Below are 13,064 nucleotides of genomic sequence, written 5' to 3' on the forward strand. Positions count from 1 at the left end.
ATGCACGGCAGTACGTCCGGCTCCCGTCAGGGCAGCCCACGGCGGATTCCGGAGTAATCCCTATTGCTCCGTCGAGTCCGTCCCGCACCGGGACCTGCCCGGGGCGGCCGCTTCGAGCACGCGCACATCGTCGCGTGGGCCGCCCACCCGGAGGATTGGCCGAGTGGTAAGGCACTGGCTTGGTTCAAGCCTTGGTCGGGCCCGAAAAGCCCGCGCACGTTCGATCCGTGCATCCTCCGCCGAACGCCGAACGCCGAACGCCGAACGCCGAACGCCGAACGCCGAACGCCGAACGCCGAACGCCGAACGCCGAACGCCGAACGCCGGGCCTCAGCCCAGCAACCGCTCCACCACCACCGCGATGCCGTCCTCCTCGTTGGAGGACGTCACCTCGTCGGCCACCGCCCGCAGATCCTGGTGGGCGTTGGCCATGGCGACGCCCTGCGTGGCCCAGGCGAACATCGGAATGTCGTTCGGCATGTCGCCGAACGCGATCGTCCCCGCGGCCTTCACCCCCAGCCGGCGAGCGGCCAGGGAGAGCCCGGTGGCCTTGGACAGACCGAGAGGGAGCAGTTCGACGATGCCCTCGCCCGCCATGGTGACGGTGACGAAACCGCCCGCGGTGCGGGTGACCGCATCGACGAGTTCGTCGTCGGTGAGGGTCGGGTGCTGGATGTACACCTTGTTCAACGGCGCCGCCCACAGGTCCGACGCGTCCGTGAACGGAATCGCGGGCAGTGGGCCCTGCACTTCGTAGCCGGGGCCCACCAGCACCTCGCCGTCCAGCCCGGCGCGGCTCCCGGCCAGGTACAGCGGACCGACCTCCGCCTCGATCTTGGCCAGCGCCACGGCGGCCAGCTGCCGGTCCAGCGTCACCGAGGTGAGCAGCCGGTGCGCTCCCGCGTCGTACACCTGGGCGCCCTGGCCGCAGACGGCGAGCCCCTGGTAGCCGAGGTCGTCGAGGATGGGCCGGGTCCAGGGGACCGCGCGCCCGGTGACGACGATGTGGGCGGCGCCCGCCGCGGTGGCCGCGGCGAGCGCGTCACGGGTGCGGCGGGAGACCGAGTGGTCGTCGCGCAGCAGCGTGCCGTCGAGGTCGGTGGCGATGAGCTGGTAGGGGAACGGCGTACTCACTGGGCGACCGGCTCCAGGAGTTCCCGACCGCCCAGGTACGGACGCAGCACCTCGGGCACCCGCACCGAGCCGTCCGCCTGCTGGTGGTTCTCCAGGATCGCCACGATGGTGCGCGGCACGGCGCACAGGGTGCCGTTGAGCGTGGCCAGCGGACGCACCGTCTTGCCGTCACGCACCCGGATCTGGAGCCGACGGGACTGGTACTCGGTGCAGTCCGAGGTCGAGGTCAGCTCGCGGTACTTGCCCTGGGTCGGGATCCACGCCTCGCAGTCGTACTTCCGCGAGGCGGAGGAGCCCAGGTCGCCCGAGGCTACGTCGATCACGCGGAACGGCAGCTCCAGCGACGTCAGCCACTGCTTCTCCCACTCCAGCAGCCGCTGGTGCTCCGCCTGCGACTCCTCGGGAGTGACGTAGGAGAACATCTCGACCTTGTCGAACTGGTGCACCCGGAAGATGCCGCGGGTGTCCTTGCCGTGCGAGCCGGCCTCGCGGCGGAAGCAGGGCGAGAAGCCCGCGTAGCGCAGCGGCAGCCGGTCGGCGTCGATGATCTCGTCCATGTGGTACGCGGCGAGCGGTACCTCGGAGGTGCCGACCAGGTAGAGGTCGTCCTTCTCGAGGTGGTAGACGTCCTGGGCCGCCTGGCCGAGGAAGCCGGTGCCCGCCATGGACTGGGGACGGACCAGGGCCGGGGTCAGCATCGGTGTGAAGCCGGCCGCGGTGGCCTGGGCGATCGCGGCGTTCACCAGCGCCAGCTCGAGCAGGGCGCCGACGCCGGTCAGGAAGTAGAAGCGCGAGCCGGAGACCTTGGCGCCGCGCTCGACGTCGATGGCGCCGAGGAGCTGACCGAGCTCCAGGTGGTCCTTGGGCTCGAAGCCCTCGGCGCTGAAGTCGCGGGCGGTGCCGTGCGTCTCCAGCGTGACGAAGTCCTCCTCACCGCCGACGGGAACGTCGGGGTGGACGAGATTGCTCAGCCGGCCCAGGAGCTCCTGGGTCTCGGCCGCTGCCGCGTCCCGCTCGGCGTCGGCCGCCTTGACGTCGGCGGCGAGTGTGCCGGCCTTCTTCAACAGCTCGGCCTTCTCGTCACCGGCCGCCTTGGGGATGAGCTTGCCGAGCGCCTTCTGCTCGGCACGCAGCTCGTCGAAGCGGACGCCGGACGACCTCCGCCGTTCGTCGGCGGACAGGAGGGAGTCGACGAGCGCGACGTCCTCTCCACGGGCACGCTGCGAAGCGCGCACACGGTCGGGGTCCTCACGGAGCAGGCGAAGGTCAATCACGCGGTCAAGGCTACCGGTGCACGGTGACAGCCCACGACTCACTATTCCGAGAGGACCGATCCCATTCCGTTATGGGTGGTGTGCGTAATATGTCCCGAACTCGACGGGGTCGGCAGGGTGGTGGGGTGACGGAGTGGTCGATGGGCATTCACCGGAAGGCGTCCCGGGTGGTCAATGCGCGGGTGCCGCTCCCTGGGGAGAGTCAGTCGCACAGGCGGCTCGTTGACTGGAATTCCTTGCGGGAAACGGAACCTGGGGCCTGGTTGTCCACAGGTGACCACAGTCTTTCGAAAGTTATCCACAGGGTGTGAAGGGAATCTGTGGACACCGGAATCGACCACTCCGAAACGCGCGACCGGAGGAAGGGTTCCCGGCGCAAGCTTCCCTTACCTCCCCTTTCGAGGAGGAAGAGGCTGATCCAAAGGGTTACCGAAAGGAAAAGAGGGAGCGAAGGGTGATCCATGGGTGCGTGAATGCAATCACGGACACAGGGGGGATTTGTCGACCGAACGGGGCAATGCTGTCGACTTGTCCCCAGGTCGAGAAGCGGACCTGTGGATAACTTCTGTGGATAACGAAAATCAGCAGGTAGGACCGGCCCCACCTCGACTGGAGCCCCTCAGAACCGGCCGTCCTGGCAGCGCGCCACCCAGTCCGCCGCGGACACGAACTCGGCGTCCGATGTTCCGGGCAGCGGATCCCGTACCTCCGTCGGCTGCACATCCGCACGCGGGTACGAACCGAGGAAGCGCACCTGAAGGCAGATCCGTTTGAGTCCCGTCAACGTCTCGGCCACCCTGCGGTCCGAGATATGTCCCTCGGCGTCGATGCAGAAACAGTAATTGCCGATACCGGCACCGGTGGGCCGGGACTGGAGCAGCATCAGGTTGACGCCCCTGGTGGCGAACTCGTCCAACAGGTCGCGCAGGCCACCGGGGTGGTCGTCGCGCTGCCACAGCACGATGGACGTCTTGTCCGCACCCGTGCGCGCGGCGGGCCGGGCCGGGCGTCCGACCAGCACGAAGCGGGTCTGGGCGTTCTCCGCGTCGTGGATTCCGGTCTCCAGGGCCTCCAGCCCGTACCGGGCCGCCGCGAACTCGCCGGCGAAAGCCGCGTCGTACCTGCCCTCCTGCACCAGACGGGCCCCGTCGGCGTTGGAGGCGGCCGATTCCCAGGCGGCGTCCGGGAGGTGCTGTTTCAGCCAGTTGCGCACCTGTGGCTGGGCGGCGGGGTGGGCGGTGACCGTCTTGATGTCCGAGAGCTTGGTGCCGGGGCGGACGAGCAGCGCGAAGGTGATCGACAGCAGTACCTCGCGGTAGATCATCAGCGGGGTGCCCGCGACCAGTTCGTCGAGGGTGGTGGTGATGCCGCCCTCGACGGAGTTCTCGATGGGGACGAACGCGGCCTCGGCCTCACCGGCGCGTACCGCGTCGAGCGCGGACTGCACGGACACATACGGGATCAGTTCCCGGGTGGCCGCCTCCGGAAGGGTGCGTAGGGCCACCTCGGTGAAGGTGCCCTCGGGGCCGAGGTACGCATAGCTCGCTGGCATGGACTCACCCTAATGGGCTCACGCCGACCGCACCTTCGTCCGTGCTCCCAGGAGTGACGCGAGGCGGCTTTCACCCCTCCAGCAACCGCTGTCCCACATACTCGCCCTCCGCCGCGCCGCCCGGCACCGCGAACAGCCCGCTCGCCTCGTGCCGGAGGTACGGCGACAGCGCGTCCCCCCGGTCCAGCTTGCGCTGTACCGGTACGAAGCCCCGCAGCGGGTCGGCCTGCCAGCAGATGAACAGCAGACCCGCGTCGGGCACGCCGTCCGCGTCCATGCCGTCGTGGTACGAGAGCGGGCGCCGGAGCATCGCCGCGCCGCCGTTCTGGTCGGGGCGGGTGATCCGTGCGTGGGCGTTGACGGGGACCACCAGATTGCCTCCGGAGTCCGTCTTCTCCAGATCCATCTCGGACGTCTCGGTGCCTCCGGACAACGGTGCCCCGTCGGACTTGCGGCGCCCGATGACGGCCTCCTGCTCCTTGACCGCGAGTTCCTCCCAGTCGTCGAGAAGCATGCGGATACGCCGGACGACGGCGTAGGAGCCGTTCGCCATCCACGCGGGCTCGCCGTTCTCCGGTACGAAGATCCGCTGGTCGAAGTCCGGGTCGGCCGGCTTCGGGTTGCGGGTGCCGTCGACCTGGCCCATCAGGTTGCGGGCGGTCATGGGCCGGGCGGTGGCACCCGGTGTGCGGTTGAAGCCGTTCATCTGCCACCGGACCCGGGCCGCCGAACCGGCGTCCTTCTGCACGGCGCGCAGGGCGTGGAAGGCGACGAGGGCGTCATGGGCGCCGATCTGCACCCACAGGTCGCCGTTGCTGCGTGCCTTGTCCAGGTGGTCGGAGGAGAAGTCGGGCAGCGGATCCAGAGCCACCGGACGCTGTTTCTCCATACCGGTGCGGGCGAAGAAGCTGTGGCCGAAGCCGAAGGTGACGGTCAGTGAGGAGGGACCGGCGTCGCGGGCCACGTCGGTGTCGCCGTCGGCACTCGGCTCGCCCGCCATCAGCCGCCGGGCCGTCTCCGACCAGCGGCGCAGCAGGGCGGCGGCCTCCTTGCGCCCGGCGCCCGGCGTCAGGTCGAAGGCGACGAGATGGCCGCGGGCGGGGAGTCCCTGGGTGATGCCGGGCTGATGTTTCCCGTGAAACATCGCCCTGCCCGCGCCCACCGAGGTCAGTGGGGTCGCCTCGGAGGGCGCGGCGGCGTAGCCCACGGCGCTGCCCGCCGCACCGAGCACGAGCCCGGTGGCCCCGGCGGTGCCGAGCAGACGGCGGCGGGAGATGCCCTTCCGGTCGTCCGGTACGGCGGCTCCTTCCCGGGTTTCCGGTGCCGCGAGGGGGCGGGCCTCCGGAGTGGACTGGTCAGTCATGGTGGTTCAGCCGATCTGCGCGTTCTTGGAGACGGTCACCTGGTCGATGTCGGAGGTCCGCACGGTCACCTCGACCGTCCAGTCGCCCGCCATGGGGATCTGCACGTCACTCGCCGACCAGTGCCCGGCGGCGACGCGGTCGGGTGCGACGGGCAGCGGCCCGATGTCCTTGGCGGAGAGGGTGAAGTCGACCTTCAGTTCGGGGACGTCGAGGGTCTCGCCGTCGGTTCGCTCCACATAGATGTGCATGTCGTTGCCGCCCACGCGCGCGGGGTTCAGGTCGACCGTGACGACGCCCTTGCCCTCCTTGCCGCCGGTGTCGAACGACATGTTCAGGGTCACCGCGCCGGTGCCCTGGGCGGACGAGGACGAAGACGACGGGGCGGAGGACGAGGAGGCCGCCTTGGCCTCCTGCTCCGTACGCCCCGGCTCGGTCTGCGTCAGCACGGTGGTGATCGCGAGCAGGACGACGGCGACCCCGGCCTCGGCGAGCACCGAGCGACGCAGCCCGAAGCGGTTCGGGTCGGCGTCCCGCAGCCGTTTCTGCCGGGCGGTCTCCACGGCTGCCCGCTGCCGGGCGAGCTGAGCGGCCCGCGCGGAGCCCTCACCGGCCTGCGCCCCGGTGCCGGGTGCCTCCGCCGTCCGGACCGCGGCCTGCCCCGTGCCGACCGCGGCCGTCGCGCGTTCCCCGTCGGTGTCGGTGTCGGTGTCGGTGTCGGTGTCGGTGTCGGTGTCGGCCGTGACTTCGGGCCCGGCCTTCTCCGCCCCGGTTCCGGCTTCCCGGGCACCGGCCGTCTCGGTACCTGTCTCCCCGGTGCCGGTCTTCGCAGTGGACACGGCCGTCACGGGGTCCGTCCCGGCCGTCTCCGGGCGGACCGCCGGCCCGCCCGTCCCGACGAGTCGTGCCGTCCACCGCCGTGAGAAGTACGCCAGCCCGGCCATGACCACCACGAGCCCGATCTTGGCGAGCAGCAACTGCCCGTACCGGGTGTCGGTCAGCGCCGACCAGGAGCCGAGCTGCCGCCAGCTCTGGTAGATCCCGGTGACGACCAGGGCGACCACGCTGCCGAACGCGAGCCGCGAGAACCGCTGGACGGCGGCCGCGTCGACGGCGGTCTCGGCGGGTGCCCGGTAGAGCGCGACGAGCAGGGCGGTGAGTCCGCCGAGCCAGGCGGCGACGGCCAGCAGATGGACGATGTCGACCGGCATCGCGATGCCGGGCTGGAGCCCCTGGGAGGCGTGCTCGGACATGGCCCAGCTCGCGGCGAGTCCGGCCGCCACGATCGTCCCCCCGATCGCGAGCCCGAAGGTCGGGTCCGGCTTCTCCGTGTCGTCCCGCTGCTCCTGGGCGGCCCCGAAGAGCACCGCGATGAACAGCGCCGCCGCGGCGAGCAGCAGCAGCCGCGACACCAGTGCCGCGCCGGTCTTGGTCTGCAGGACCTCCCCGAGCAGCGACATGTCGAAGATGTCGCCGACCTTGCCGGAACGTGTGTAGGAGCCGCGCAGCAACAGCAGCGCGAGGGTGGCGGCGGTGAGGGTGAGCCATCCGGAGACGACCAGTCGCTGCACCGTCCGTACCCCGGCGCCGGGCCGCCAGCAGGCCAGGACGAACGCGGCCCCACCGGTCATGACCACGAACCCGGCGTACGACATGTACCGCCCGAAGCTGTACAGCCAGCCCACCGGCCCGTCGCCGGACGCCTGGGCGGTGGCCTGGACGGAGGTCTCGGAGGGGGCGCCGATGGAGAAGGTGAAGGCGCCGGCGACGGGATGGCTGTCCGCGGACACCACCTGGTAGGTGACGGTGTAGGTGCCGTCGGGCAGTCCGCTGAGCAGGTGCACGGTGTACGTCGTGCCGCTCGGGTCGGCGGGGTCGCCCTTGTCGGCCCGCTTGCCCTTGGGGTCGAGGACGCGCAGGGAGTCGTCGCTCACCGCGATCGGTTCGGAGAAGGTGAGCGAGACCTGGGTGGGGGCCTTGTCGACCACCGTCCCCTGCTGGGGATCGCTGCCGGTCAGCGCGGCGTGCGCGGACGCGGGAGCGGCCCCGGCGAGGAGTGCGCCGGTGACGGCCAGCAACAGCAGCAGCAGGATCCGGGCGCGGGAGGCGATGGCCTGGGTCACGGGGGTGTCTCCCTCAGTGTCCGTGCTTCGGGGTGTGGGTGGCCGACTTCACCGGTATCTCGACCGTGACGGGGTCGGAGTGGGCGAAACGCAACTCGACGGAGACCTTCTGACCCTGCTTCGGCTTCCGCTTCAACTGCTCGAACATCAGGTGGCTGCCGCCGCTCTCGAGCACGAGGCTTCCGCGGGCCGGGATGTCGAGTCCGTCGACCTCCCGCATGGACCCGTCGACGGTCTCGTGCACGGTGACGCGTTCGGCGATGTCACTGCCGACCGAGGTCAGCCGGTCGTCCGCGCCGCCCTTGTTGCTGATGACGAGGAAGCCGGCCGCCAGGTCCGACACCGGCTGCGGCATGTACGCGGAGTCGACGGACAGTTCGGCCGTGTCGCTGCCGGAGCCCGAGCCGCCGGAGCCCGAGCCGCCGCAGCCGGCCAGGGCCAGCGCCCCGGCGGCGGTCACCGCGGCGAGCGCGAGACGACGCCTCACGGGCTCTCACCCTCGATGATGCGGGGGAGGTCCTCGGTGTAGTCCTCGACGGTGGCGTCCTCGCCGTACAGGAGGTAGCCGCCGTCGGTCTTCGGGGAGAAGGCGATGACCTGGGTGCCGTGGTCGGAGACGACCTGGCCCTTGTCGTCCTTGCGCGGTGCGTTGATCGAGATGCCGAGGGTGCGGGCGCCGGCCTGGATCGTGTCGAAGTCGCCGGTCAGGCCGACGACCTGGTCGTCGATGCCCTTGAGCCACTTGCCGAGTGCGGCGGAGGTGTCCCGCTCGGGGTCGGTGGTGACGAACACGATCCGCAGCTCGTCCTGCTGGTCCTGGGACAGCTGCTTCTTGGCCACCGCGAGGTTGTTCATGGTCAGCGGGCAGACGTCGGGGCAGTGCGTGTAGCCGAAGTAGATCAGTGTGGGCTTGCCGGCGGTCTCCTCTCGGAAGTCGTACTCCTTGCCCTGCGTGTCGGTGAGGACGAGGTCCGGCTTCTCGAACGGCTTGTCGAGGAGTGTGGCCGCCTTCTCCGCGCCGGCCTCCTCGGAGACCACGGCGACGGGCTTGCCGCCGTCGCCGTCGCCGCTGCCGCAGGCGGAGAGGGTCAGGGTGGCGGCGGCGAGCAGGGCGGCCGCCGTGAAGGTCTTCTTGCGCATGATGGTTTCCAGGATGTGAGTTCTCCGGCGCGCACCGGGGTCCCACGGGGCCGTGGGTGACCCCGGTGCGCGCCGTCCAGTGGGGAGGGGTCAGGCGGAGGTGCGCCGACGCCCGGCGAGCACGCCGTAGGCGACGCCGGCGGCGCCGACGACGATGCCGACGATGCCGAGGACACGGGCGGTGGTGTCGGTGCCGCCGGAGTCGGCGGCCGCGGTGGTTTCCGCGGCGGCCTTCTCGGCGTCCCCGGCGGACTTGTCCTCGTCGGCCTCGTGGGCCTTGTCGTCCGACGTGCCGTGCGAGTGGCCGTCGGCGGAGGCCTCGGACAGGGCGAGGACGGGAGCCGGGTAGTCGGGCTCGTCCTTGCCCTCCTGCGGCACCTCGATCCAGCGGACGACCTCCTTGTCGGAGTACGTCTGCAGGGCCTTGAAGACCAGTTCGTCGGTGTTCTCCGGCAGGGAGCCGACGGACACCGGGAACTTCTGGAAGAAGCCCGGCTCGATGCCGTCGTCGTCGGCGGTCCAGGTGACCTTGGTGACGGCCTCGTCGATCTTCTTGCCGTGCACCTCCAGCGGCTTGTCCAGCTTGGACTTGGTGACCTTGACGTCCCAGCCGTCGATCGGCTGCGGCATCACGGAGGCCAGCGGGTGGTCGGTCGGGAAGGTCACCTCGAGCTTGGTCGTCGACGCGTTGTCACGCTCGTTGGGGACCTTGAAGTTCACCACCGCGTAACCGCCCTTGGCGGCCTCGCCCTCGGGCTGCACGCTGACGTGCGCGAAGGCGGGGGCGGACAGGGTGAGGACGGCGACACCGGCGACGGCACCGGCGGCGGCGATACGGGAAGCCTTCATGGCAGAAGCACTCCGCTTCGATGGGGTTCGGCTGACGATGAGGGATACGCGCACGGGCGAGCACGTGTGCCGGTGAAGACCTGTGGCGGTGAGCACCTGTGCCGGTGACGGCTCTGCCGTCCGGCCGCCGGGTCGTCGACCGCGGGGCCGTGACGTCCGGGTCACCGAGCGCTGTCCGCGACGGTTCGGTCGCCGACGGCTCGTCGTACACGGGAAAACACGGGAAACACGTGAGGAACACGCGAGGAGTACGCGAGGAACACGCGGGAGGCAGACGCACACGCGTGCCGCGCGCCGGCGTCCCTCTCCTCCTCCGGTTGTCCGGCGGTGGCGGAGTGCGGCCCGGTCGTGTCAGGCGGCGAGTGCGAGTGCGGCACCGGCCGGCGGGCCTCGGCGGATCACCGTGTGCTGGAGTGCGGCGGTACGGGGTACGGGCGGCGCGGGCGGTGCGGTGCGCACCGGGCACGGGGCGACCGGCAAAGTCCCCGGGAGGCCCGCGCGCAGGGCGAGCACCAGAGCGAGTGCCGCGCGCAGCGACCGTACGAGGGCGCCTTCGGCGACGCCGTGTGCCGACAGTTCGGTCAGCCGCAGCAATGCCAGGTCGCCGCGGCGCAGCAGCCAGCCCGTGGCGAGTGCCACGAGGACGTGCGCGAGCAGCATCGGCAGGGTCGGCAGCAGTGCGGGCACCGACGAGTCCACCGCGGCCGAGGACAGTGCGTCCCCCTGGGCGTGCGCGTGGGTGTCGCCGGTCGCGCCGGGGTGGATCCGCGCGTCGATGAGGATGCGCTGCGCCTGCGCGGGGCTGATGGCCGCCGCGGTGGTGCCGCACATCAGTCGTGCGGCCTGCTCGATCAGCGAGGCGTCGGACAGGGGCGACGCCGCGTCCGCGGGGGCCGCCGCGCCGTGCTGGCCGATGCCGAACACGATGTGCAGGACGGTCTGACCGGCCGCCAGCATGGCCGCGATCCCCGGCAGGGAGCGCACGCGTCCGGCGAGCGGTGCCGCGACCGCGACCGTCCCGAGGAATCCCGCGCCCAGGGTCCACAGGGGAACGGCGGCGCGGGAGGCGAGGGTGTGACCTGCCCCGGCCAGCACGACACAGACCGCGGCGAACACCGCGGCCCGCAGGGTCCGGAGCCCGCGTCCGGAGCGCGTCGTGCGCGGGTGGGGGGCAGTCATGGCGGCCTCATCATCGCACTGGCCCCGCCGCCGCTGTACGGCAGGTCCGCAAGATGCGGTACGACCGGAAGATCACCTCTGTCATCAACCGTCCCACATGCACCCTTCGGCTCCACGGCGCGCCCGCCGTATGGGGGGTGTCACGTCAACTGCACGCTTACAACCGGGCACGCAGGGCAATACGTAACGGTATGTCGAGCCGCGGCCGGGAGGCTGGAGCATGAGCATCTGGTGGTCACTCCATCTGCGGCGCGACGCTGCCAGCGTGCCGCTCGCCCGGCGTCTGCTGATCGGCGCCATGGAGACCGCGGGCGTCGACCCCGACATTTCCTACGACCTCTCCGTGGCCCTCAGTGAGGCCTGCGCGAACGCCGTCGAACACGGTGGGGACGCCGCCCGGGGCGGTTCCTCGGAGGCGTACCGGGTGACCGCCTACCTCGACGGCGAGAAGTGCCGCATCGAGGTCGCCGACGCGGGACCCGGCTTTCCCGCCGGAACCGGCGGCCGCGTACGCCCGGCGACCCGCCCCGTGCCGTCCGACGCGGAACACGGCCGCGGCCTCTGCCTCATCCAGGAACTCGCCGACCACGTCCACATCGGCAACAAACCGGGGCTGGACGGCGCCGTGGTGAGCTTCGACAAGATCCTCAAATGGCGGAAGGACGCGCCGCTGATGGCGGTCTGACCGCACCGCCGGAGCTCCGGACACGCTCGCGCCCCTGAACGCCCGTCGGCCGGGCACCACTCGTGGTGCCCGGCCGACGGGCGTTCGTCAGCTCTTGAGGGCGGCCATCCATGCCTCGACCTCGTCCGACCGCCTGGGCAGCGCGGCGGACAGGTTCCGGTTGCCGTCCTCGGTGACCAGGATGTCGTCCTCGATGCGGACGCCGATGCCCCGGTACTCCTCGGGCACGGTCAGGTCGTCGGCCTGGAAGTACAGGCCCGGCTCGACCGTGAGCACCATGCCCGGCTCCAGCGTGCCGTCGACGTAGGTCTCGGTGCGCGCGGCCGCGCAGTCGTGGACGTCCATGCCGAGCATGTGCCCGGTGCCGTGCAGCGTCCAGCGGCGCTGCAGACCCAGCTCCAGCACCCGCTCGACCGGCCCCTCGACCAGGCCCCACTCGACGAGCCGCTCGGCCAGCACCCGCTGCGCGGCGTCGTGGAAGTCCCGGTACTTGGCGCCCGGCTTGACCGCCGCGATACCGGCCTCCTGGGCGTCGTACACGGCGTCGTAGATCTTCTTCTGCAGCCCGCTGTAGCGGCCGTCGACCGGCAGCGTGCGGGTGATGTCGGCGGTGTAGTAGGTGTGCGTCTCCACGCCCGCGTCGAGCAGCAGCAGGTCGCCGGAGCGGACCGGGCCGTCGTTGCGCACCCAGTGCAGGGTGGTGGCGTGCGGGCCGGCGGCGCAGATGGAGCCGTAGCCGACGTCGTTGCCCTCCACCCGGGCACGCAGGAAGAACGTGCCCTCGATGTAGCGCTCGCTGGTGGCCTCGGCCTTGTCGAGGACCTTCACGACGTCCTCGAAGCCGCGTGCGGTGGAATCGACGGCCTTCTGCAGCTCACCGATCTCGAAGGCGTCCTTGACCAGCCGTGCCTCGGAGAGGAAGACGCGCAGCTCCTCGTCGCGCTCGGCGGTGACCTTGTCGGTCAGCGCCGCCTCGATCCCGGCGTCGTACCCGCGCACGACCCGTACGGGGCCGGTGGCCTTGCGCAGCGCGCCGGTCAGCTCGCGGACGTCGGAAGCGGGTATGCCGTACCGCTGCTCGGCCTCGGTGAGGGAGTGGCGGCGGCCGACCCACAGTTCGCCCTGGCCGTCCAGCCAGAACTCGCCGTTCTCGCGGTTCGAGCGCGGCAGAAGGTAGATCGTCTCCTTGTGGCCGTCGTCCGTCGGCTCCATGACGAGGACGCCGTCCTCCGTCTGGTTGCCGGTGAGGTAGGCGTACTCGACCGACGCGCGGAAGGCGTACTCGGTGTCGTTGGACCGCGTCTTCAGGTTGCCCGCGGGGACGACCAGGCGCTCACCCGGGAAGCGGGCGGACAGCGCGGCGCGGCGGGCGGCCGTCTCGGCGGCCTGGGGGATCGGCTCCAGGTCGCGCAGCTCGGTGTCGGCCCAGCCGCTCTTCATGTTCTCGGCCAGCTCGTCGGACACGCCGGGGTAGAGGCCGTTCTTGCGCTGCTTGACGGGCGCTTCCTCGGCAGTCTCCGGGCCTTCCGCGGTTTCCGGGCCCGCCGGGTCGGCAGCCTGGTCGAACGCGGTCGGGAGCTCTTCTGCCACAGCGGTCATCCTCCTTGGTAAGGCTCTGGACTCCCCCGAGCTCGCGGTTTCGTCCGGGCAGGGGGGCCACCACCATCGTACGGTCGTCGGCGAAACAGTCGCAGAGCGGAAGGACCCGTTACCGAGGGCATGCGGAGGATGACGTCCCGGACCGGTCGCCGGGCGCTTCGGACGTCC

The 13,064-nt window shown here is 71.0% G+C and carries 11 protein-coding genes and 1 tRNA gene; 2 read left to right on the forward strand and 10 right to left on the reverse strand.

What is annotated here, in order from left to right:
- Positions 1–149: 149 nt before the first annotated feature.
- Positions 150–239: transfer RNA gene (locus PYS65_RS18450), tRNA-OTHER, on the forward strand.
- A 91-nt stretch (positions 240–330) separates the two neighbouring features.
- Here the strand turns inward: PYS65_RS18450 and PYS65_RS18455 are convergent.
- The 9 genes from PYS65_RS18455 to PYS65_RS18495 form a co-directional block, all read right to left on the reverse strand.
- On the reverse strand, positions 331–1,134 hold the full coding sequence (locus tag PYS65_RS18455) for an HAD family hydrolase (protein WP_279335043.1): 804 nt from the start codon (positions 1,132–1,134) through the stop codon (positions 331–333).
- Entirely contained in the window at positions 1,131–2,408 is a 1,278-nt protein-coding gene (serS, locus tag PYS65_RS18460) for a serine--tRNA ligase (protein ID WP_279335044.1), read from the reverse strand. The genes PYS65_RS18455 and serS overlap by 4 nt, the downstream gene beginning before the upstream one ends.
- Positions 2,409–3,027: 619 nt before the next feature.
- A complete protein-coding gene (gene pheA / locus PYS65_RS18465; RefSeq protein WP_279335045.1) occupies positions 3,028–3,960 on the reverse strand; it encodes a prephenate dehydratase in 933 nt (310 codons plus the stop codon).
- A gap of 70 nt (positions 3,961–4,030) precedes the next feature.
- The gene (gene efeB / locus PYS65_RS18470; protein WP_279335046.1) at positions 4,031–5,323 is read right to left on the reverse strand and encodes an iron uptake transporter deferrochelatase/peroxidase subunit; all 1,293 of its coding nucleotides are present in this window, start codon (positions 5,321–5,323) and stop codon (positions 4,031–4,033) included.
- A 6-nt stretch (positions 5,324–5,329) separates the two neighbouring features.
- On the reverse strand, positions 5,330–7,444 hold the full coding sequence (locus PYS65_RS18475) for a copper resistance CopC/CopD family protein (RefSeq protein ID WP_279335047.1): 2,115 nt from the start codon (positions 7,442–7,444) through the stop codon (positions 5,330–5,332).
- Positions 7,445–7,457: 13 nt separating this feature from the next.
- Entirely contained in the window at positions 7,458–7,931 is a 474-nt protein-coding gene (locus tag PYS65_RS18480) for a copper chaperone PCu(A)C (RefSeq protein WP_279335048.1), read from the reverse strand.
- Positions 7,928–8,584 carry an SCO family protein gene (locus tag PYS65_RS18485; RefSeq protein ID WP_279335049.1) on the reverse strand — a complete coding sequence of 219 codons (657 nt, stop codon included), beginning with the start codon at positions 8,582–8,584 and terminating at the stop codon, positions 7,928–7,930. Before PYS65_RS18485 ends, PYS65_RS18480 begins: the two co-directional genes overlap by 4 nt.
- 90 nt (positions 8,585–8,674) lie before the next feature.
- Positions 8,675–9,433: a YcnI family copper-binding membrane protein gene (locus PYS65_RS18490; protein ID WP_279335050.1), complete on the reverse strand. Its 759-nt coding sequence runs from the start codon at positions 9,431–9,433 to the stop codon at positions 8,675–8,677.
- 351 nt (positions 9,434–9,784) lie between these two features.
- Entirely contained in the window at positions 9,785–10,612 is an 828-nt protein-coding gene (locus PYS65_RS18495; protein ID WP_279335051.1) for a hypothetical protein, read from the reverse strand.
- 220 nt (positions 10,613–10,832) lie between these two features.
- On the opposite strand from PYS65_RS18495, the gene PYS65_RS18500 reads away from it, so the two are divergent.
- Positions 10,833–11,297, forward strand: coding sequence for an ATP-binding protein (locus tag PYS65_RS18500; RefSeq protein ID WP_279335052.1), 465 nt, complete (start codon positions 10,833–10,835; stop codon positions 11,295–11,297).
- Between the two features lie 87 nt (positions 11,298–11,384).
- On the opposite strand, the gene PYS65_RS18505 is transcribed toward PYS65_RS18500, so the two are convergent.
- Entirely contained in the window at positions 11,385–12,896 is a 1,512-nt protein-coding gene (locus tag PYS65_RS18505; protein ID WP_423836102.1) for an aminopeptidase P family protein, read from the reverse strand.
- Between the last annotated feature and the right edge of the window lie 168 nt (positions 12,897–13,064).

This window comes from Streptomyces cathayae (genome assembly GCF_029760955.1).
In the GTDB taxonomy this organism is placed as follows: Bacteria; Actinomycetota; Actinomycetes; order Streptomycetales; family Streptomycetaceae; genus Streptomyces; species Streptomyces cathayae.